The sequence below is a fragment of the Rhizobium terrae genome (assembly GCF_003425685.1).
GTDB classification, from domain to species: domain Bacteria; phylum Pseudomonadota; class Alphaproteobacteria; order Rhizobiales; family Rhizobiaceae; genus Neorhizobium; species Neorhizobium terrae.
On the sequence record NZ_QJKM01000008.1, the window covers coordinates 318231 to 339124 of the forward strand.

The 20894-nt window shown below is 62.0% G+C and carries 19 protein-coding genes and 2 pseudogenes; 10 read left to right on the forward strand and 11 right to left on the reverse strand.

Going from position 1 to position 20894, the window contains the following annotated elements:
- Positions 1-7: 7 nt before the first annotated feature.
- The gene (locus tag DMO26_RS17345) at positions 8-2062 is read right to left on the reverse strand and encodes a DEAD/DEAH box helicase (RefSeq protein ID WP_117193438.1); all 2055 of its coding nucleotides are present in this window, start codon (positions 2060-2062) and stop codon (positions 8-10) included.
- Positions 2063-2290: 228 nt separating this feature from the next.
- Here DMO26_RS17345 and DMO26_RS17350 point away from each other — a divergent pair, with 228 nt between their 5' ends.
- Both DMO26_RS17350 and recX read left to right on the forward strand, forming a co-directional pair.
- Positions 2291-3013 carry a L,D-transpeptidase gene (locus DMO26_RS17350; RefSeq protein ID WP_117193388.1) on the forward strand — a complete coding sequence of 241 codons (723 nt, stop codon included), beginning with the start codon at positions 2291-2293 and terminating at the stop codon, positions 3011-3013.
- Between the two features lie 95 nt (positions 3014-3108).
- Positions 3109-3663 carry a recombination regulator RecX gene (gene recX, locus DMO26_RS17355; protein ID WP_117193389.1) on the forward strand — a complete coding sequence of 185 codons (555 nt, stop codon included), beginning with the start codon at positions 3109-3111 and terminating at the stop codon, positions 3661-3663.
- Positions 3664-3697: 34 nt separating this feature from the next.
- Here recX and DMO26_RS17360 read toward each other — a convergent pair whose 3' ends face one another.
- A complete protein-coding gene (locus DMO26_RS17360; protein ID WP_117193390.1) occupies positions 3698-4165 on the reverse strand; it encodes a group III truncated hemoglobin in 468 nt (155 codons plus the stop codon).
- A 268-nt stretch (positions 4166-4433) separates the two neighbouring features.
- Entirely contained in the window at positions 4434-5174 is a 741-nt protein-coding gene (locus tag DMO26_RS17365; RefSeq protein ID WP_117193391.1) for an SDR family oxidoreductase, read from the reverse strand.
- Positions 5175-5271: 97 nt separating this feature from the next.
- On the opposite strand from DMO26_RS17365, the gene DMO26_RS17370 reads away from it, so the two are divergent.
- Positions 5272-6177 (forward strand): AraC family transcriptional regulator, encoded by a 906-nt coding sequence (locus tag DMO26_RS17370; protein WP_117193392.1) that lies wholly within the window; start codon positions 5272-5274, stop codon positions 6175-6177.
- 165 nt (positions 6178-6342) lie between these two features.
- Here DMO26_RS17370 and pcaF read toward each other — a convergent pair whose 3' ends face one another.
- The 3 genes from pcaF to DMO26_RS17385 are packed head-to-tail and all read right to left on the reverse strand — an operon-like array spanning position 6343 to position 8989.
- A complete protein-coding gene (gene pcaF / locus DMO26_RS17375) occupies positions 6343-7548 on the reverse strand; it encodes a 3-oxoadipyl-CoA thiolase (protein ID WP_117193393.1) in 1206 nt (401 codons plus the stop codon).
- A gap of 11 nt (positions 7549-7559) precedes the next feature.
- Positions 7560-8249 carry a CoA transferase subunit B gene (locus DMO26_RS17380; protein WP_117193394.1) on the reverse strand — a complete coding sequence of 230 codons (690 nt, stop codon included), beginning with the start codon at positions 8247-8249 and terminating at the stop codon, positions 7560-7562.
- The gene (locus DMO26_RS17385) at positions 8246-8989 is read right to left on the reverse strand and encodes a 3-oxoacid CoA-transferase subunit A (RefSeq protein ID WP_117193395.1); all 744 of its coding nucleotides are present in this window, start codon (positions 8987-8989) and stop codon (positions 8246-8248) included. Before DMO26_RS17385 ends, DMO26_RS17380 begins: the two co-directional genes overlap by 4 nt.
- Positions 8990-9312: 323 nt before the next feature.
- Here DMO26_RS17385 and DMO26_RS17390 point away from each other — a divergent pair, with 323 nt between their 5' ends.
- From DMO26_RS17390 to DMO26_RS17400, 3 genes are all read left to right on the forward strand, one after another.
- Entirely contained in the window at positions 9313-10071 is a 759-nt protein-coding gene (locus DMO26_RS17390; RefSeq protein ID WP_117193396.1) for an IclR family transcriptional regulator, read from the forward strand.
- 187 nt (positions 10072-10258) lie between these two features.
- Positions 10259-11488 carry a hypothetical protein gene (locus tag DMO26_RS17395; RefSeq protein WP_404947062.1) on the forward strand — a complete coding sequence of 410 codons (1230 nt, stop codon included), beginning with the start codon at positions 10259-10261 and terminating at the stop codon, positions 11486-11488.
- A 159-nt stretch (positions 11489-11647) separates the two neighbouring features.
- Entirely contained in the window at positions 11648-11893 is a 246-nt protein-coding gene (locus tag DMO26_RS17400; protein WP_117193398.1) for a WGR domain-containing protein, read from the forward strand.
- Between the two features lie 459 nt (positions 11894-12352).
- Here DMO26_RS17400 and DMO26_RS35175 read toward each other — a convergent pair.
- The 4 genes and pseudogenes from DMO26_RS35175 to DMO26_RS17415 form a co-directional block, all read right to left on the reverse strand.
- Positions 12353-12618 (reverse strand): annotated as a pseudogene (locus tag DMO26_RS35175) (transposase); the annotation flags it as partial.
- A gap of 172 nt (positions 12619-12790) precedes the next feature.
- Positions 12791-13954, reverse strand: a complete 1164-nt coding sequence (locus DMO26_RS17405) for an ATP-binding protein (RefSeq protein ID WP_117193399.1) — start codon at positions 13952-13954, stop codon at positions 12791-12793.
- Positions 13955-14000: 46 nt separating this feature from the next.
- Positions 14001-14381, reverse strand: a pseudogene (locus tag DMO26_RS17410) (recombinase family protein); the annotation flags it as partial.
- 181 nt (positions 14382-14562) lie between these two features.
- The gene (locus tag DMO26_RS17415; RefSeq protein WP_117193400.1) at positions 14563-15216 is read right to left on the reverse strand and encodes a TetR/AcrR family transcriptional regulator; all 654 of its coding nucleotides are present in this window, start codon (positions 15214-15216) and stop codon (positions 14563-14565) included.
- 161 nt (positions 15217-15377) lie between these two features.
- Here DMO26_RS17415 and DMO26_RS34405 point away from each other — a divergent pair, with 161 nt between their 5' ends.
- The 4 genes from DMO26_RS34405 to DMO26_RS17430 are packed head-to-tail and all read left to right on the forward strand — an operon-like array spanning position 15378 to position 19799.
- Positions 15378-15941 carry a TonB-dependent receptor plug domain-containing protein gene (locus DMO26_RS34405; protein ID WP_226951327.1) on the forward strand — a complete coding sequence of 188 codons (564 nt, stop codon included), beginning with the start codon at positions 15378-15380 and terminating at the stop codon, positions 15939-15941.
- Entirely contained in the window at positions 15938-17527 is a 1590-nt protein-coding gene (locus DMO26_RS17420) for a TonB-dependent siderophore receptor (protein ID WP_226951328.1), read from the forward strand. Before DMO26_RS34405 ends, DMO26_RS17420 begins: the two co-directional genes overlap by 4 nt.
- An 8-nt stretch (positions 17528-17535) precedes the next feature.
- Complete coding sequence (locus tag DMO26_RS17425) at positions 17536-18660, forward strand: ABC transporter substrate-binding protein (protein WP_162894943.1); 1125 nt, start codon at positions 17536-17538, stop codon at positions 18658-18660.
- Between the two features lie 17 nt (positions 18661-18677).
- On the forward strand, positions 18678-19799 hold the full coding sequence (locus tag DMO26_RS17430; protein ID WP_117193401.1) for a siderophore-interacting protein: 1122 nt from the start codon (positions 18678-18680) through the stop codon (positions 19797-19799).
- Between the two features lie 103 nt (positions 19800-19902).
- Here the strand turns inward: DMO26_RS17430 and DMO26_RS17435 are convergent.
- On the reverse strand, positions 19903-20894 hold a 992-nt coding region (locus tag DMO26_RS17435), incomplete at its 5' end, for a site-specific integrase (RefSeq protein WP_117193402.1).

A 20894-nucleotide genomic window follows, 5' to 3' on the forward strand; every position in this document is an offset into this window, starting at 1 on the left:
GCGGAGCCTATTTCCGTCTGTCGAACCCGCCACCGCCCTTGCCCGGCTTCGGTTTGCCCTTCTGGAAGGGCTTGGCGTCCTTCCTGAACGGCTTTGCGTCACGGGTCTCGGCGGTTTTGCCGCCGTCGAAACCGCCTGCGGGGGCGGCAGCCTTGAAGCCTTGCTTCTTCGGCTTGCCCTTCGGGCGGTCACCCCAGACTTCGTCGTCCAGGAGCCGCTCGTCGCGGGACGGCTGGGAACCAAACCGGCCGCCCCCGGCCGATGCATCCTTCCTGGACGGCCGCTCTCCCTTGGGGGACCAGTCCTTGCGCGGTGCGTCTTCACGTGGCCCTTGCTTGCGGGGCTTGTCCATGCGCGGGCCTTCGCGGGTCGGGCCGTCCTCGTTGCTTCTCGTGAACTTGCCGAAGTCCGGCGCGCCGTTGAGGCGCGTCACGCGGATGCCGCGTTCCATCATGCGGTCCTTGCCGAGCTTGTTCATGAAGCCCTCGGCCTGGTCGGCCGCGATTTCGACATAGGTCTCGTCGGCCTGCATCTTGATGGCGCCGATCTCGTTCTTGGTGAAGCCGCCGGCGCGGCACAGCGTCGGGATGAGCCAGCGCGGTTCGGCGCGCTGCTTGCGGCCGACGGAGAGCGAAAACCACACCGCCGGGCCGAAATCGCCGCGCGGCGTGAGCGGCCGGGAGGCCGGATCGCCTCTTTCGCCGGCATTGCTGCGGCCTGCCTCGCGCGGCTTGCGGCCGCCGTCCAGCGAGACTTCCGCGATATCCTCCGGTGCGGAATATTTCGAACGGTAGAGAGCGACGAAGGCGGCGGCCAGCTTCTCCGCACCATGGCTTGCGACCAGGCGGGCAACCAGTTCCTGCTCTTCCTCGCGTGGTTTTTCCTCGAAGATCGGATCGGCAAGCAGTCGTTCGTCGTCGCGACGCATCACGTCTTCGGCCGAGGGCGGATGGGCCCAGGTGGGCGTGATGCCCGCACCGGCGAGCAGGCGTTCTGCCTTGCGGCGGGCGTTGACCGGCACGATCATGGCGCTGATGCCCTTGCGCCCGGCGCGGCCCGTGCGGCCGCTGCGGTGAAGCAGCGTTTCCGAATTGGTCGGCAGATCCGCATGGATGACGAGATCGAGGCCCGGCAGGTCGATGCCGCGGGCGGCGACGTCGGTCGCGATGCAGACGCGCGCCCGGCCGTCGCGCATGGCCTGCAGCGCATGGGTGCGTTCGTTCTGGGTGAGCTCGCCGGACAATGCCACGACATCGAAATTGCGGTTGTTGAACCGCGCCGTCAGGTGGTTGACGGCCGCCCGCGTCGAGCAGAACACGATGGCATTGGTGGCTTCGTAATAACGAAGCACGTTGATGATGGCGTTTTCCCGATCCGACGGCGCCACGGCGAGTGCTCGATATTCGATATCGCCATGCTGCTTTTCTTCGGTCGTGGTGGCGATCCGCACCGCGTCGCGCTGGTAGCTTTTGGCAAGCTTGGCGATGGCGGCCGGCACGGTTGCCGAGAACATCAGCGTGCGGCGGTCGTCGGGCGCGGATTCGAGGATGAATTCCAGGTCCTCTCGAAAGCCGAGATCGAGCATCTCGTCGGCTTCGTCGAGCACTGCGACCTTGAGCTCGGACATGTCGAGCGCGTTGCGGCGGATATGGTCGCAGAGGCGTCCCGGGGTGCCGACGACGATATGGGCGCCGCGTTCCAGCGCGCGCCGTTCGCTGCGGATATCCATGCCGCCGACGCAGCTCACGATCACCGCGCCGGCCATCTCGTAGAGCCATTCCAGCTCGCGCTTCACCTGCATGGCGAGTTCGCGGGTCGGGGCGATGACGAGCGCCAGCGGATTGCCCGCAGAGCCGAATCTTTCCGCCTCTCCCAGCAGCGTCGGCGCCATGGCGAGGCCGAAGGCCACCGTCTTGCCCGAACCGGTCTGGGCCGAAACCAGTGCGTCGGACTGCGCCAGCGCTGGATCGAGCATCGCCTGCTGGACGGGGGTGAGGGTCGTATAGCCGCGCTTTGCCAACGCCTTGGCGATCGCCGGAACGGCGTTGTTGTGATCGGTCATTCTCTTGGTCTTTCGGATTTTCAGGGCGCTGGAGCGCCGCCGCTGCAACGTTTGCAGCGCAAACATGGCGCGTTCCTACTGAGTTCGCGGTGAAAAGTCAAAGCGCATGCGGTCTGCCGAGACGAGACCTGATGCCATGGATGTGATCGAAGCCATCTTCAACCTTGATGCAGGAATGAATAGAAGCTCATCTTCAGCGATTTTCATCCGGAAAGACCTTACCGACCCATGTCCAGTGAATACCACCCGTCGCGGCGCGCTTTCGTGTTGGGCTCCATCTCCCTGGCCGCAACGCTGGCAGGCTGCGCCAGCACATCCGAACGCGCCCCGATCCCGGAAATGGCCCGCCGGCCAATCGAGCTGCCCGGCGAGGCGGAGCTGGAGGCGCGTTATGCCGCGGTCGAGGATGGCGGACATCTCATCCCCGCTGTTCCCTACAGGCAGATCGACCCGAAATATTACCGCCAGCGCGTGGTCGACCCGACCGGAGAGACGCCCGGCACGGTGGTGGTCGATACGCCCGGCCGCTTCCTCTACGTGGTCGAGCCCGGCGGCACCGCCATGCGCTACGGCGTCGGCATCGGCCGCGACGGCTTTGCCTGGCAGGGCGAAGGCGTGATCCATTGGCGCCAGCCCTGGCCGCGCTGGAAGCCGCCGAACGAGATGGTGGCCCGCCAGCCGAGCCTCAGGAAGTTCTCCATCGAGAACGGCGGCATGGATCCGGGCGTGAAAAACCCGCTCGGCGCCCGCGCCCTCTACATCTTCCAGAATGGCGAGGACACGCTCTACCGGCTGCACGGCACGCCCGAATGGGATTCGATCGGCAAGGCCACCTCCTCCGGTTGCGTGCGGTTGGTGAACCAGGACGTGCTGGATCTTTATACTCGCGTCCCCTACCACGCCCGCATCGTCGTGCATCAGGAGGCACTGAGGCCGGTTTCCGCCGTTTGAAACGACCCCTGCCGCTGTTTTGCCGGAGCCGAGTCGTGTAAGACCCGGCTCCGAAGCATGTGAAACGCCAGAGCGGCAGGAGGCTCGAACTGGACTTGGACGACGAGACGCCGCAATCCGATGCGCCGACGCCGCGCATGTTCTCCTGGGCGCGCAATTCGGCGATCTACCGGCTCGACCGGCGCATGCACACCGAAAAGCAGCTGTTCGACGCCATATCGCGCAAGGCCCGTCAGAAATTCGAGCATATCGGCGAGGCGCAGGTGAAGGCGCTGGCCGACTCCGCCGTGAAGTTCGCCCACGACAACAAGGCGCTGGACGACACGGCCTATGCGGAAATCAGCACCCGCGCGGGCATGCGCGGTGGCAGGTCGAAAAGGATGATCGCCCGGAAACTGTCGCAGAAGGGCGTCGCCGGAGAGACCGTCGCGGCGGCCGTCGCCGAGGCGGACGACTTTTATGCCGCCCTCGTGCTTGCCCGCAAGCGCGCCTTCGGGCCTTTCCGCAGGGGCGAACTCGACGACAAACGCAAGGCAAAGGAGCTTTCCGCCTTTGCCAGGGCAGGTTTCAGCTTCGAAATCGGCAAGAAGGTCTTCGAAATGTCATTCGACGATGCCCAGCAAGCGCTGGAGGCCGGCCGCCATCTCTAGACCAGCTGGCGTCTCGCCGGCGAAGTTTGCGGTTTCAGGCCCGCTTGAGCGCCGGGTCGTCGAGCGCTGGATTGTAGAAGAGCGACAGCGTCAGGCTTTTTGCGATCCGCTCCGCCGTCGCCATGAACCAGGCCTTCGCCTCATCGTTCGGGGCGATGTCGTCGAGCGTTGCGGCAAACAGTTCCAGCCATTTCGGAAAAAGCTCCGGTGTCATGTTCGCGACGCCGAGATGCGCCTGGACCGGCTTGCCGCCATAGGCCCCGTTGCGGAAGGCGACGGCGGACCAGAAGCTCTTCATCTTCTCCATATGCTCCGGCCAACGTCCTGAGAGCCTGGCGTCGAAAACGGGACCCAGTTCCGGTTGAGCCAGCACCCGGCCATAAAACGTGTCGACCAGTTTGCCGATGAAGGTCTCGTCGATGCCGATCGCCTTCATTTCCGCTTCCGCCCGTTCACGGATCGCCGCAACATGCGCGGTACGGCCCTGCAGTTCATTATCCATCTCGGCCTCCGGCTCTGCCGCCGTTGCGGCACAACTCATATAGGCAAAGCCGGCGCCGCACCAAAGGCCGAACTGGCGGTTGCGACGATCTGACAGGGTGTGCCTGTGCGGGGACGACCGAAGGCGCCTTCAGACGTCATGGCGTTTCGTCATGGCCACGGTTCCCGATATGGTGCCAAATCGAGAGGCCTGATCGCTGCCGGGCCTCTCGCATTTGCGTTCGAACGCCGTGGCGCACTTGCCCGGGGCGCCGTGGCGTGGTCCGGCGTCAACCGGCCAATGCCACGGCGTCGGCGCCGGCCGGGATGCGGAGCGGGCATGACGGATCGGTCGCAGCGCGCCACACGGCCTCGACCACGTCGAGCGGCCGGGTGATGACGGATGCCTGCTGTTGCCAGGTCGCGAAGACGTTCTGTGCGAGGTCGGCATAGGCTTCCGGGAAACCGTCCTGGGCTTTGGCGCGCGCATTTTCTCCGAAACGGGTTTCCGGCGCACGTCCCGGCAGCACCAGGGCGACGCGCACGTTGAATTGCTCGAGTTCCAGCGCAAGCGACTCGGTGAACGCGTTCACCGCCGCCTTGCTGGCCGTGTAGACGGAAAGCAGGTGAAGCGGCTTCAGGGTCACGCTCGAGGTCACGTTGACGACGACACCGGCCTTCCGCTGCCGGAACTGGGGCAGGATCGCCTGGGTCATCGCCATCGTGCCCAGCGTATTCGTCTCGAAGACCTCGCGGGCGATATCCATCGGCGTGCCTTCGAGCGCGTTCAGCCAGCCGATCCCTGCATTGTTGACCAGGACGTCGATCGGCCCTGCGGCTTCGACAGCCCGGCGAATGCTGTCCGGGTCGGTGACGTCGAGGGCGAGTATCCGCAGGTGCTCCGAACGGGGCAGGACGTCTTCACGCGGCGTGCGCATCGTCGCGACGACCTTCCAGCCGCGATCGAGAAAATATCTGGCGATTTCCAGGCCGAATCCGGACGAGCAACCGGTGATGAGGACGGTTTGCATGGCAGCTCCTTTGTGGTTTGCAATGCCTGGAATCTAGACCGCGAATGCAGGACTTGCTATAATCGAAAATCCGATTTTCATTTGCAAGAGTCCTGGAATGATCGACCCGTTTGCGGAAGTGGTGACGTTGCTCCAGCCGAGCGCGCCTCTCTCGAAGGTTGTCAGCGGCGCCGGAGCCTGGCGCGTCCAACGCTCGGAATCCGGCCAGCCCTTCTATTGTGCGATCCTGCAGGGTTCGTCCCGGCTTGCCGTCGAGGGTCAGGATCCGGTCGAGCTTCGGGAGGGCGATTTTGTTCTGGTCCCCGCCGTATACGGCTTCGTCATGTCGAGTCTTGGGCCGGGAACGACGGGTGGTGGCGATCCGCTGGCCATCGCCGAATTTCCGGGCGAGATAAGGCATGGAAATCCGGACGGACCGCCCGATGTCCGGCTGCTGGTCGGTCATTTCGTGTTCGGTTCGCCGGACGCGGCTCTCCTGGTGTCGCTCCTTCCGCAACTCGTGCATGTTCGCGGGGAAAAACGGCTTGCCGCCATCGTCGAGCTGGTCGGAGAGGAAGCCCGCGCGCGCCGGCCTGCGCGGGACGTGATCCTCGCCCGTCTCTTGGAAGTCCTGCTCATCGAGGCGCTTCGGGCCACGGCGGGCAATGAAGCCTCGCCGGGGCTTCTGCGCGGTCTTGCGGATGGGCGTCTCGCGGCCGCGATCCGCCGGATGCACGAAGACCCGACCCGGGACTGGACTGTGGAGCAACTGGCTCACGAGGCTGCACTTTCCCGGTCCGCCTTCTTCGACCGGTTCCGCCGCGCCATGGGCGTCACGCCGATGGAATATCTGCTCTCATGGCGCATGGCGCTGGCCAAGAACCTTTTGAGACGCAACGAAGGAGGCATCAAGGAAATCGCCGAGCGGGTCGGATACGGTTCCGCAAGCGCATTCAGCGTGGCGTTCACCCGCTTCGTCGGATTGCCGCCGACCCGCTATGCACGGGAGGAAATGGCATCGTAGAACTCTGTCCCGTCCTGCCCCGTCGCACCTGGATGGCGATTTGCGGGACCGACGGGCACGATGGCAAAGGCCGGTCGGAGTTGCGCCGGCACGGTGGAGCTCCCGTGCCGGCACGGACTTGCGGTTCAGGACCCCTCCCCTCTTCAGGAGGGCTGCCGGTTTCCGTCAGACGCGTTCGAGCGCGACCGCGATCCCCTGCCCGACCCCGATGCACATGGTGGCGAGCGCGTAGCGGCCCTTGCGAAGCGACAGTTCGAGTGCCGCCGTGCCGGAGATGCGGGCACCGGACATGCCGAGCGGATGGCCGAGGGCGATCGCGCCGCCGTTCGGGTTGATGTATTCGGCATCTTCCGCAAGACCGAGTTCGCGCAGGACGGCGATGCCCTGGCTTGCGAAGGCTTCGTTGAGCTCGATGACGTCGAAATCCTTCGGCGTCAGCTTCAGGAGCGCGCAGAGTTTCTGCGTTGCCGGGGCCGGGCCGATGCCCATGACGCGCGGCGGAACGCCGGCGGTCGCGCCGCCCATGACGCGGGCGATCGGGGTCAAACCGTATTTCTTCGCCGCCGCTTCCGAAGCGATGATCAGCGCGGCCGCCCCGTCGTTGACGCCGGATGCGTTGCCGGCGGTGACGGTGGCACCTTCAAGCTTGTTGAGCACCTTGAGCTTGGCGAGTGCCTCGATGTTGGTCGCGCGCGGATGTTCGTCCTTCGAAACGACGACGGGATCGCCCTTCCGCTGCGGGATGGTGACGGAGGTGATTTCCTTGGCGAGACGGCCGTTTTCCTGGGCCGCGGAGGCCTTGGCCTGGGAGCGCACGGCAAAGGCGTCCTGGTCCTCGCGCGAGACCTTGTAGTCGATCGCAACGTTGTCGCCGGTCTCCGGCATGGAATCGACGCCATACTGTTTCTTCATCAGCGGGTTGACGAAGCGCCAGCCGATCGTCGTGTCGTAGATCTCGGCATTGCGGGAGAACGCGGTATCCGCCTTCGGCATCACAAAGGGTGCGCGGCTCATGCTTTCGACGCCGCCGGCGATCATCAGTTCCGCTTCGCCGGCCTTGATGGCGCGGGCGGCGGTGATGACGGCGTCCATGCCGGAACCGCACAGCCGGTTCATGGTCGTGCCGGTGACGGAGACCGGCAGGCCGGCAAGAAGGGCGGCCATGCGGGCGACGTTGCGGTTGTCCTCGCCGGCCTGGTTGGCGCAGCCGTAAATGACGTCGCTCACTGCTTCCCAATCGACGGAACCGTTGCGTTCCATCAATGCCTTCAAGGGAATGGCGGCGAGATCGTCGGCCCGGACGGAGGAGAGCGAACCGCCGAACCGGCCGATCGGAGTGCGGATATAGTCGCAGATGAATGCTTCGGTCATGATCTTCTCTCTTAGAGTTGGGGAACGGCGAGATCGGCGACCGGGCCTTCGATATGGAGCTTGGCGCCGGTCATGGCTTGCAATTCCTCGATGCTCATGCCGGCAAGCTTTTCACGCAGCACGAAATGGCCTTGCCTGATGTCGACCACCGCGTGGCTGGTATAGACCCGGGTGATGCAGGCGACGCCGGTGAGCGGGAAGGTGCATTTTTCGACGAGCTTCGGCTCGCCGTTCTTGGTGACATGTTCCATGATGACCGACACCTGCTTTGCGCCATGCACCAGGTCCATGGCGCCGCCGACGGCAGGAACGCCCTTGGTGCCGACGCGCCAGTTGGCGAGGTCGCCATTCTCCGCCACCTGCAGCGCGCCGAGGATGGCGACATCGAGATGGCCGCCGCGCACCATGGCAAAGCTGTCCGCATGGTGGAAGAAGGCAGCGCCCGGCAGCAATGTCACGGCCTTCTTGCCGGCATTGATGAGGTCCCAGTCCTCTTCGCCGGGCTTCGGCGCCTCGCCGAAATTCAGGATGCCGTTTTCCGTGTGGAAGATCGCCTGCCTGCCCGGCGGCTGGTAACGGGCGACCATTTCCGGAAAGCCGATGCCGAGGTTCACATAGGCGCCGTCGGCAATGTCCTGCGCCGCGCGCCAGGCGATCTGGGCGTTGGAGAGCTTGATGTCTTCGCGGGTGTTCACGGTCATGGCTTTTCTCCCCCTTGGGCTCCCTCATATGCCGAGCCGTAAACCACGCCCGCCCGGATGAGCTCTTCTTCCTGTTGCGGGTTCGCGACTTCGACGACGCGGTCGACGAAGATGCCGGGGGTGACGACGTGCTCGGGGTCGATCTCGCCCGCCTTGACGATCTTCGAAACCTGCACGATCGTCTTGGCGGCGGCCATGCACATCAGCGGATTGAAGTTGCGGCCGGCCTTGTTGTAGGTCAGGTTGCCGTAGGGATCGCCGAGATGCGCCTTGACGATCGCGAAATCGGCCTTCAGCCAGCGTTCCTGCACATAATGGCGGCCGTCGAATTCGGCGATCACCTTGCCTTCCGCAAGTTCGGTGCCATAGGCAGTCGGCGTGTAGAAGGCCGGGATGCCGGCGCCGCCTGCCCGGATGCGCTCGGCAAGCGTGCCCTGCGGCACCAGTTCCAGCTCGATCCGGCCGGCCAGATAGCGATCCGTGAAGGCACGCGGATCGGTCGATTTCGGGAAGGAGCAGATCATCTTTTTGACCATGCCCGCATCGATCATCGCCGCGATGCCGATCTTGCCGTTGCCGGCATTGTTGTTGATGACGGTGAGGTTCTTCGAACCCTTGTCGATCAAGGCGTGGATCAGCTCAATCGGTGCGCCCGACCCGCCGAAGCCGCCGATCATGACGGTCGCGCCGTCACCAATTTCGGAGACGGCTTCCGCCAAGCTCCCGATCGTCTTGTCCATAGGGAAATTCTCCTTCGCTCGAAGGGGCTGGACAGGTGGGCCAGCCGCGCCTCCGGGGGAATTGATAAATCGCGGCGTGTTTTGCGGCAAGGATTATGTGCGGTATTTGACATTTGTTCATATATCGCACATTCTCGGCGTATGGGGATGGTGAAATTGCACCTCGCCCTGGCGCTTTACCCGTTCCGTCGGGAGAGGGGACTGCCACATGCGGCGTGAACGGTGACCGAGGCGGTGTGGCATATCCTTTTCCCCGCAAGCGGAGAGAAGGTGCCGGCAGGCGTGAGGGGCGGGCTCGAAAATGGACAAGGAGTAGGCCGTACATGCGGGAAACGGATTTCGTCAGCGGGTTCGCGCGCGGTCTGAAGGTCATCGAAGCTTTTGGCGAGACGACGCGCCGACTGTCGATTTCGGATGTCGCCAAATCGACCGGCCTCGACCGGGCGACGGCGCGGCGCTGCCTGCTGACGCTTTCCGAACTCGGTTATGCCGATTACGACGGAAAGTTCTTTGCCCTGACACCGAAGATCCTGCGACTCGGCCATGCCTATCTTTCCGCGACTCCCCTCCCCCATATCGTCCAGCCGTTCCTCGACAGGTTGTCCGAGGAGGTGCACCAGAGCGCCTCGGCGAGCGTGCTCGACGGCACCGAGGTCGTCTATATCGCCCGCGCCTCGCAGAAGCGGGTCATGTCGATCAACCTCATGCCGGGAAGCCGCCTGCCCGCCTATTGCGCCTCCATGGGCCGCGTGCTGCTGGCGGCAATGCCGGAGGATGAGGCGCTCTCGCTGCTCCGCCAGACGAACCTCAAATCCTTCACGCCGCGTACCCTCACCGATCCCGGGCAGTTGATGGAGGAACTCGCAAGGGTGCGAGCTCAGGGTTACGCGGTCATCGACCAGGAGTTGGAACTCGGCCTCTGTTCGATCGCCGTGCCGCTGGAAAACGATCGCGGCCGGGTGATTGCGGCGCTGAATATCGGTGCCCCGGCGGCGAGCGTCCCGGGTTCGGAGATGGCTGCACGGTATCTCGACCCGCTGAAGGGCATTGCACGCATGCTGAAGCCGCTCCTGCGTCCGTAACGCTTTCCCGCGGCGGTTCTTCGAAAGCCCCTCCCTCCCCTCTCCGATCAGATGCTTTGCTGTACCTGCGAATGATCCCGCTTTGCTGGCCGCGGATAATTTCTCTCTGCCGAGGACTGGACAGATCTCCATCTCACGATCTATGAATGTAACGTTATTACATATCTAAAGGAGAATCCGGATGAGACTGATCAGAGAGGGATGGAAGGCGGGCTTGCCCGCGTCAGCGGCATTGCTTTGGCTGGCGGCCTCCCCCGCGACGGCGGATGACCATGAACAGGAGGCCTGGCGGCTCTTCATCGCAGATCACACGGCACCGATCGTACGGGCCGTCGATCTCGAAAGCGGCTCGGTGCTCGGCAGCTTCGGTCTCAAGGGGTTTGCCGCGCTGACGGCCAGCGCCTCGGGCCGCACGGTCTTTGCGGTGCAGACGGAGGCGGATATGGTGCAGGCGATCTCCAGCGGGATCGCGCTTTCCGATCATGGAGAGCATCGGGACGTGACGATCACGCCGCCGGAGATGCTGAAGGTGGATTTCCAGGGCAAGCGGCCGGTGCATGCCGTGCCGCATGGCGAGGAGATGATCCTGTTCTTCGATCGGGAAGGACGCGCAGATATCGTCGACGAGGACGCCTTGCTGGACGGCAGGTCGGAGATCCGGTCGGTCGGTGCGACTGCGCCGCATCATGGCGTTGCCGTCACCATGGGGCGGCATGTTCTGGTCTCGGTGCCGGACACCAGGGCGGAGGTGAAGGCCGGCGATCTTCCGCCGCGGCTCGGTCTGCGGGTGCTCGATGAGGCAGGCGCCCAAGTGGGCGGTGTCGCCCCCTGCACTGCCCTGCATGGCGAAGCGACGTCCGCCCGCCTGGTCGCCTTCGGCTGCGAGGAAGGCGTGCTTCTCGCCCGCCCCGGCGGCGATGCCGGCCCAACGCTCGAAATGCTCCCCTATGACAAGGATCTTCCCAAGGGCAAGGTGACCACCCTGCTCGGCGGCAAATCGATGCAGTTCTTCCTCGGCAATTTCGGCGAGGACAAGCTGATGGTGATCGATCCGGACGTGGAAAAACCCTACCAGCTGATCGAGTTGCCGACCCGGCGCGTCGACTTCGCGCTCGATCCGGCGCGGGCCAAGAACGCCTATGTCCTGACGGAGGACGGCGATCTGCATCTTCTCAACGTGCTGGATGGCAGGATCGCCAGAAGCGTTAAGGTGACCGAACCCTATAGCAAGGACGGTCATTGGCGCGATCCGCGCCCGCGGCTGGCGGTGGCCGGCGACGTGATCGCCGTCACCGATCCGCGCCATTCCCTGGTGCGGCTCATCGATATCGACACCCTGACGGAGAGCCGCACCATTCCGGTGGAAGGCATGCCGTTCGCCGTCGTTGCGGTCGGCGGCTCCGGCGCCGTGCACTAGCCGTCGGTTCTTCCGTCGTCGTTGAGCGCCGTGTCCCGGAAACGGGGCGCGGCGCTTTTCGTTCGGGCAGCCGGATCCATCATCGGCGTGAATCGAAACGGCCGGATCGATTCACCGAAGTCGTTGGACGCGAAAATCCTCGATTGCGATTCTTCCGGCATGGAACACGAACCGCTTCTTCTCACCCGCCGCGATCCGTCCCGCAACATGGCCCGCTTCTATTGTCTGACTGTCGAGCCGGATCTTTTCCAGGGTGCGGCGCTCACCCGGAACTGGGGCCGCATCGGCACCAGGGGACGATTTCGCATCGAACTGTTTTCCTGCCGGCTGGAGGCCGAACGACGTCTCGCAGCGATTGTCGGCGCAAAACTGCGGCGCGGATACCGGCAGGCGAGGGCAAGTTGACAGCTGTCAACTCGGGCGTCCGCTTTCCGGGGTTCCGCCGCCGGCAGGCTAGATCATCCCACTATCCGACGGCCGGAGCGAGGTCCCGAACGGGCGCGGGCGTCGGAACGGCTCGAAGGGGATAAGTCGAGCGGTATATTGAACAACCGGTTAGATCTGTCGCTACGCGTTCTCCTGGCGTGGGGTCTGATCGGCTGCTTCAATGGGTTGGCGCGCGCTCTTCGGCGAGGCGACAACCGTGTTCCTGCGGCTTACAAGGCGAACTGCGTTTCGCAACGTTTGCCGGCGTAAATTGCGACTGAGATGCCGGCAGGCGAGAGCGAGTTGACAGCTGTCAACTCGGGTATCTCCTTCCCGGTCCGGATGCTCGCGCGCGTTCGGCAATTCGCTCCTTGGATCAGATATCCTAACCGCAAACCCTAGGCAGAAAACTCACTCACCTCCAGCCGGCGATTATTACGGGTTGCCATCGGCAATGCGAATGCGCAGGGCCGCCAAACGTCCACGTGCAGCAGTCGATCCTTCGTGCCGCGACGCCAACCGACCTTCCTCCAGTTCGGTCCCGCCAGGCTCGTTTCGGCTGCGGCCGAAGAGTGTCGGGAATTGAATGCTTGCGCGGTCGTCCATGGCCGGCGACCGGAAAGATCAAGGCAACATCCTGAGGATTAAACCTTCTGGTGCTTGGGAATGCCGGCGGCCCAGGTGAGATTGCGTGCACTGAGCCCTGACGAAGCGCGGCCGAGCCGCTTCCAAAAACCGCGCGCCATGCCAGGAAGGGCCTCAATACCGAGGCCATCATGGCGACGAGGCGTGGCAAAGCTTATCAGTCGTTTAGGAAAAACACTTTTCCAAGGATCCATATCGGCGCAGGCTTTGCCCGCTTGGAAGAGCATTCGGCTATCGGTCAAGCAACAGGCGGCCGGCGGTCGAGAGGGGCATAGCAGTCACTTCGTTTGGTAGAGGAAAGGTTTCTTCACCGGGATAGATAACGATGCGTTTTTGGGGCTGGAGATCCTCGCAAGCGATATGAAACCCTTTGTCGAGTTTCGGCAACAGACTTCGCTTGATCTCTATGGCCCAGGGCTTTTGGCCTGGAGGGGTTAGCAGAAGATCGATTTCGGCGCCAGCCGCTGTACGGTAGAAGTTGGCCGCAGTATCGTCAGGCGATGCGGCGATCAGTGTTTCGATCACGAAGCCCTCCCAACTGGAGCCGACAATTGGATGCCCGAGCAGTTGCTCGGCGCTTCCAAGCCCAAGAAGTGCGTGGGCAATGCCGCTGTCCCTTACATAGACTTTGGGTGATTTGACCAACCGCTTACCGACATTAGCATGCCAGGGTTCGAGACGGCGCACCAGAAGTAGGTCGACAAGAAGATCGAGATAGGAAGCAACGGTCTTACCATCGACCCCAAGGGAGCGGGCGAGTTCGGCTGCGTTGAGAAGCCCGGACTGGTGGTGTGCCAGCATGGTCCAGAACCGTCGCAACGTCTCAGCGGGAATGCGCGGTCCCAACAATGGAATATCTCGTTCAAGATAGGTGCGAATGAAGTCTTGTCTCCAACGCATGCTTGCGCGGTCAGTGGACGCAAGTAAACTATCGGGAAAGCCGCCCCGCAGCCAAAGTGTATCGAGAGTATCCGGCGATACTTCCAATCCATCGACAGGCTGCATTTCAAGGTAGGCAATGCGGCCGGCCAGCGTTTCGCCCGACTGTTTAAGAAGATCGATGGACGCCGAGCCGAGCAGCAAGAACTGGCCGGTGCGCCGTCCGACTCGTCGGTTGCGATCAATCAAACCACGCAGCACTTGGAACACATTCGGCAGGCGGTGAACCTCATCAAGGATGACTAGCTTGTCACTGTGACTTGCAAGATAGAGTTCCGGTTCTGACAGCTTGGCCCGGTCTGCCTCCGATTCCAGGTCCAGATAGATTGAAGGTCGGGTATTGCCGATATCTATGGCTATTGTCGTTTTGCCGACTTGGCGAGGGCCAAGCAGTGCAACGGCTGGGCTGTCATCAATCAGATACAGGAGCTTCTCTTCGATTCTACGTTCAATCATCCTTGCATTTATGGAGCGTTACTCCAGAATTGCAAGGACATTTCCGTTGGGCGACAGCTCCGAGAACCTGAAGAGAAAACATACCCTGTGGCGTGGACGTGTCGATCGGATCCCGGATCGATCGGAAGTGAACGCTGCGTTCCTCCAGGTCCTCGATCACCTGCAACAGGTGGCTGACGGAGCGAGCGAGGCGATCCACCCCAACGAAGACAAGTACATCGCCGGCGGCCAGTTCGCCGAGCAGCCTTGTCAGAACCGGCCTGGCCCGTGATGCACCGGATCCGTGTTCCTGGAAAATACGCTCACAGCCGGCAGCACCTAGCTCGTCCATCTGCGCATCATGGACCTGATCGTCAGTCGAGACGCGTGCATAGCCAATAAGGCGCTTGGGGACCGGCGATGGATTTGCGGCTTGTCGTTTTGCCATGTTTTCGCGCGCGCTTTCGGGTGCTCTGTACAAATAAGGAATGCTTGAGAAAATGAACGTTTGTAAACGTCTCTAAGCGTAATCTCTCCGGCGTCCGTACCGCCTAAAACCTCTGAAATCGGGGCTTTTGCGTTCCGGAAAGCTCGTTGTGGCGGACACAGAATGAAAACCTGCCGTCAGTCTAAGATCGCTGCCGCGTTGACACGCCGTTGATGAGCCAATTCCACGTACTCTCGAAATGCGCGTCGACGGTGCGCGGGTCATCGAATCCCTTGCCTCCCAACATGGCGACGGAGGTCGGGAGCGCGACCATACAGTGGATGAGATGACTGGCGATCGCGTCTGCGTCACCATCGACAAGCATTCGGGCACCTTGTGCCTCACCGACTGCATCGACCAATCGAGACATGATCGGATCCGGTTGAGGTGGGATCGGTGCATTCTTCTCGAACACGACAGCTTCACTGAATGTGATCCGTTTCAAGGCGATCAAGTCGGGCTCCATGTTGATGTGCAGAAGCTCCCGGAGGAGGGCTTTCAGCCGTTCCAGAGCGTTTCCTTCCAAAGGTGATAAGTCCTCAAGTCTCGCCACAGCGCGCCTGTGCGCATGTTCGACCACGGCCTCAAACAGGGCGACCTTGGAGGGGAAGCGCCTGTAGACGGTGTCCTTACCTGCCCCGCATTGCGAAGCAACTTGCTCCATGGAGGTGCCCGCAAAGCCCTTGCCGGCAAAAAGCACGGTTGCCGTCTCTATGATCCTTTCAGCCGCCGCGTTCTGCATTTCCCTAGGGGGGCGGCCTGATCTGGCGAGCGTTCCCAATTTACGCGTTGTCATTGTTTCTCCCATTGTCGTTCTCTGGGTGACTTCTCTGGCGTTTGCCGCCGGAATTGCCAACATAAAAAGTCGACAATAATACTCACGTTATCTGGACAGGACGGTCCCGTATGATTTAATAGCTTACCAAATACCGCAAGCTTCGACCATGGGGGCGTTTTGTGAAGCTCAGCCTTTCCCTAAAGCAAATACTAACGGCATCGACCTTTCTCTTCGTTGCCAACCAAGCCTGGGCTCAGGAGCAGAGCACGCAGCTTGCGCCAATTATTATCTCCGCTGATGGAGTCACCGACGACACGTCCGGCAGCGTTCTTGTTAAATCGAACAGGTCGGCCACGAAGACCCGAGCACCCGCGGCAGCGACGCCGCAATCCATAACCACGATTTCGCGCAAGCAGATCGACGACCAGAACCCTCAAACGGTGAGCGAGGCACTACGGTACACCGCCGGTGTCCTCTCCGACCGGGATTCGAATTCACGTTACGATTCCGTGTTTCTGCGTGGCTTCGGCGCTTTCGGCACGTCGACCAGCTATGTGAACTACCTTGATGGCCTCAAGCTTCAGCGTGGCCAAGCCTTTGCCACACCTTCCATCGATCCGTTTTTGCTCGACCATATCGATGTCCTGAAGGGTCCAGCAGCGCTTTTGTATGGCCAGGTCAGCCCAGGCGGCCTCGTGAACCAGGTCAGCCGGGAACCATCCGACGTCCAATCAACGAGGTGAGACTTGAGGCCGGAACGGACGGACGAATTCAGAGCGGTTTTTACTCCACGGGACCTCTTACATCCGATGGAACGTTGCAGTACGGGCTTGGAGTGGTAGGTCGCTCCTCCGGCACCCGCTATGACGATGTCGATGAGAGGCGCTTCGGCGTTGCGCCATCGCTCAAGTGGCAACCGGATGCCGAAACGTCGCTGGTGATCTCCGGTTATTATCAGCGCGATCCGGAAGGCGGCTATTTCAATTCCTTGTATCCCAAGTTTCTGGCACCGGCGGGTTATGCCGGGTTCCTCGGCCGCGATCTCAATGTCGGAGATCCGAATTACGACTCCTTCGAGCGCACTCAATACGGCGTTGGGTACAGGTTCGAACACAGTTTCGATGAGCAGGTGACTATACGGTCGAACTTCCGCTATTCCGGAGTCGAGACCGACATGCGCTCGCTTCAGATGAATGGCCCGATGTCGGCAACCGGGCTCATCCCCCGCTGGGCCGTCCATTCCATTGAGGATGTCGATGGTTTCTCGTTCGATAATCAGGCCGAATTCAACTTCGATACCGGGGTCGTCCGCCATACGCTTCTCGCAGGCCTCGACATCCAGCGTTCCAGCAGCAGCTGGGAGTACCTGCTGGGTGGCGCAACGTCGCTTGACGTCACCAACCCTATCTATGGCCAACCGGTCGGCCCGTTCATGACTGCCATCAACAGCGACCAGACACTTCGACAGACAGGCATCTACATTCAGGACCAGATAGAGGTAGGCGACCTGCGCGGTGTCTTCGGTGTCCGGCACGACTGGGCAAACCAGCACACCGACAATCGCCTCACCGGGACATCATCCGAGCGATCTGACAGCGCAATGAGCTATCGAGCCGGGCTGCTGTATCTGTTCGATAATGGCATAGCACCTTACGTCAGCTACTCCACCTCATTCGAGCCGTCCACCAGTGTGGGAGCCAATGGCAATCCGCTCAAGCCGACGGAAGCGCAACAATACGAGGTGGGTATCAAGTATCAGCCAGCCGGGCTGGATGCTCTCTTTACCCTGTCCATCTTCGATATCCGCCAGCAGAATGTCGTCTACTTCAATGCTTCAACCGGCTTCAACGAGCAGCAAGGCGAAATCCATTCGCGTGGCGTGGAGTTTGAAGCAAGAGGGAACCTGACCAGCAATCTCGAACTGATTGCCGCGATTTCCCTCCTCGATACGGAAGTTTCCGAATCCAGCGACGCGTCGATCATCGGCAATCGGCCACAGGCCGTGCCGCGCTATTACGGTTCGCTCTGGGCAAACTACACCGTCGATACCGGCGCGCTGGAAGGATTGAGCATCGGCGGGGGCGTACGCTTCGTCGGGCCCAGCTACAGCAACGACGCCAATACGGTGAAAGCCGATGGATACACGCTGCTCGACGCAGCGCTCCACTACGATTTCCGGGCGAAGAACCCAAGCCTGAAAGGACTTCAGGCAACGCTTAATGTCACCAATCTGCTCGACAAGGAATATTATTCCTCCTGCAGTTCGGAATATTATTGCCAGTACGGAAGCGGCCGCACGGTTCTGGCTCGGCTCAGATACAAGTGGTGAGAGCAGCCTTGACGATTACACGACGCAGTTTCTGTGCTTCCCTGGCCGCCGCGAGTCTTCTTTCGACGATCGATCATGCTGGGGCGGACCAATCCGTCACGATCATAGACATGGCGGGGCGCGAGGTGCATCTCCCCGCGCTACCGAAAAGGATCGTCCTGCTCGAAGCACATGATCTCCTGACCATGTCCCTCCTGCATCCCGATCCCGCCTCTCTTGTCGTTGGCTGGGCCGCCGTCGATCGCATCGACAGCGAGCTTCTGGAAAAACGCCTCGCCAATGGCCACACGATCAGCGTTGTTGGCCAACAATCTCCCGACACCATCTCGCTGGAGGGGCTGATCGGTCTGGCACCCGATCTCGTTGTGACGACCTCCTTCATGACGCCGCAAGGCAACGGCGACTCCATAGTGGAACGGCTGAGACAATTCGGCATTCCCGTCGTCTTTGGCGATGCGTCGAGCAATACGATCACCGGCGAGCAGGGGTCGGATCCTGTTGCCGAACTCAAGACTTCGATGAAAATGTGGGGCGCGCTTCTCGGTGCATCGGCCAAAGCCGATGCGTTCATTTCCTTCTTTGAACGGGAATTGGCGGGGATCACCGCGCGCATCTCGGGTGCGAAACCCGTCACGACCTATCTGGAGGTTCAGTCCACCCTTGACGATTGCTGCTGGGCAGCGGGAAGAAAGGTCTGGGGCGATCTGCTGGCACTGGCCGGAGGCCAGCCTTTGCCGGGTGTGACCGCGCCGTGGTTCGAGAAGCTTTCCCTCGAATATTTGCTGGCCACGCCGCATGAGGTCTATATCGCCTCGGGCGGCGGGTGGATATCGGGCGGGCGCCCCCCGATCGGGCCCGGGATTGACCCGGCGCTGGGCAGGCAAGGATTACAGCGCCTGATCGAAGGCAGGCCTGCCTTTGAACATTTGCCAAGCGTTCGCGCGAAGCGCGTTCACGGAATCTGGACCGGGCTGATCACCAATCTGCCGCTTAACATCCTCTTCGTGGCTCAAACCGCCAAATGGCTTCATCCCGAACGATGCACTGATCTCGACCTGGCGGCGATCCTCAACACCATCAACCGCGAGTTCGCAGCGTTTCCCATCGAGGGGCCATTGTGGGCCTCGATCTGATAATGGAGCCACTCCAAATGCCACCGTCTGCCAGCAAACGATATCAGGCAAGCGCTGTCGTGCAATTTGCCAAAATCAGCGAATATCTTGAGGCGATTGTCGATTCGATCGCTACCCATGACATGACCGTCGAAGAGGCCGATGGAATTCACCATATCCGCTCACCCTTCGGGGATGCCACGTTCGAAGCTGTCGAAAATGGCTTCAGACTGACGGCCGGCGCCCCGGACACGGGTGGTCTCAACCGGCTTAAGCATGCTCTCGTCGGACCGATCGGGTTTATCGCGTCGCGAGAGAAACTGAAAATCGAATGGGAAGGTGACCATGCGGAACCCGCGCTGCCCGCCGATCTCCGTATCCTGCATGTGAAATCCATCGAAGACATTACACCCCGTTTGCGCCGGATCGTTTTTGGGGGGGAGAACCTGGAACGGTACGATCGCGATGACCAGCTGCACTGTCGACTCGTCTTCCAGCCGCGTGGCATCGCCGAACCGCGGTGGCCTATGCTCGACCACCGCGGCCATGTCGTCTGGCCGGATGACAAAGCTGTTCCGACGCGCGTGTACACGATCCGGCACATCGACCCCGCAAGGCAGGAAATCGCAGTCGACTTTGCCCTCCACACGAAGCCCGGCCCCGCAACCCGGTGGGCGATCGATGCACAGTTGGGCGACATTGTCGGGATCCTCGGCCCTGCCGCCAACGGTCCAAAACATGCGGAATTCTATGTCCTGTTCGGAGACGAGACGGCAATACCTGGAATCGCCAGGATTCTTGAATCGCTCCCTACCGGGGTTACCGGCCATGCTTTCATCGAGGTCGACGCGAAAGCCGACGAATTGGCGCTTCGTTGTCCCAACGGCATATCGACGGTCTGGCTGCATCGAGGCGGCGCCGAGCCGGGCACGACAACCTTGCTGGAGGATGCCCTGCGCGCGGTTCATTGGCCCGTAATGCTGGAGACCGCCTTTGTCTGGGGCGGCTGCGAACACAAGGCGTTCAGTGCTATTTACCGGCATCTGAAAAGGAATATCGGACTTTCCCGCGATCGCTTTGTGCTCTACTCACACTGGCATAGGCACCTCAGCGAAGAAGAAATTATCGCCACAGGAGCAGAGGCATATCTGCCACAGTGAATGAGTGGCGTTTGCTTACGGATTTCGATTGAAGCCGAAGGTGAAGAATCCTCCAGCTCTTGCTGAGGCTTCCTACTGGCGGTCCAGCAGGGGAGGGGGCGTTTTAAAGTCCCGCGGCTTTTGTCAGATTGACCCTGAATCGGTCACGCCGGCGCTGGTAGCGACGGGTCATTTCGGCCGAGGCGTGTCCAAGCTGCTTCTGAACATAACGCTCGTCGACCTCGGCCGAGGAGGCGAGACCGGCGCGCAGCGAGTGGCCGGAAAACTTCAGTCCGCGCTCGATCTCCGGAAGGTCGCCGCGGATGCCGGCGGCGAGCGCCGTCTTCTTGACCAGACGCGCCACCTCCTGATCGTTGAGGCGATCGGGACCGACATCCTTGCCCTTTCCGGTGACGCGGCGGAAGAGGGGGCCTTTGGCAATCCGCGCAAACTTGATCCAGGTTTTGACGGCGGTGACCGGGCAGGTGGCGTCGGACGAGCCGCGGCCGATCTCTACCTCACGCCAGCCGGTTTTTCCACGCAAGGTGATGAGCAGGCCCTTGTCAAAAATCTCGATCCAGCCCGAAGAATCCTCGGTCTGGTCGCGGCCGAGATCCAGCCCGGTAATTTCTGAGCGACGCAGGCCGCCGGCGAAACCGATCAGCAGCATGGTGCGGTCGCGCAGGCCGCGCAGAGAACCCCGATCGAGGGTTTCCAGCATGGCGATCAGGTCCTCCGGCAGGAGCGCTTCCTTCTGCCGCGGCGGGGCGGCGTGCTTGTTGCGGATGCCGGCCATCACGGTGGCGATGGCGCGGTTCTTGCGATCGAGCGGCATGCCACGCTGGGCACAGTTCCAGCTGATCGCGGCGAGGCGCCGCTCGATGGTGGAAACCGTGTTTGGTTTCATGCCACGTTCTGCCGTGCCCGATGCACAGGCGGTGATATAAAGCCCGACCAACTGCGGATCCGGGGGGAGGGGAGACAAGTTCTGGCGGCGGCACCAGGCGGCAAAATGCTTCCAGTCGGCGGCATAAGCCCGCCGCGTGTTGGCGGAGGAGGCCGCTTCGACGTAACCACGCGCCCGATCGGCGAGGCTTTCGAGGTGCGCCGGCAAGG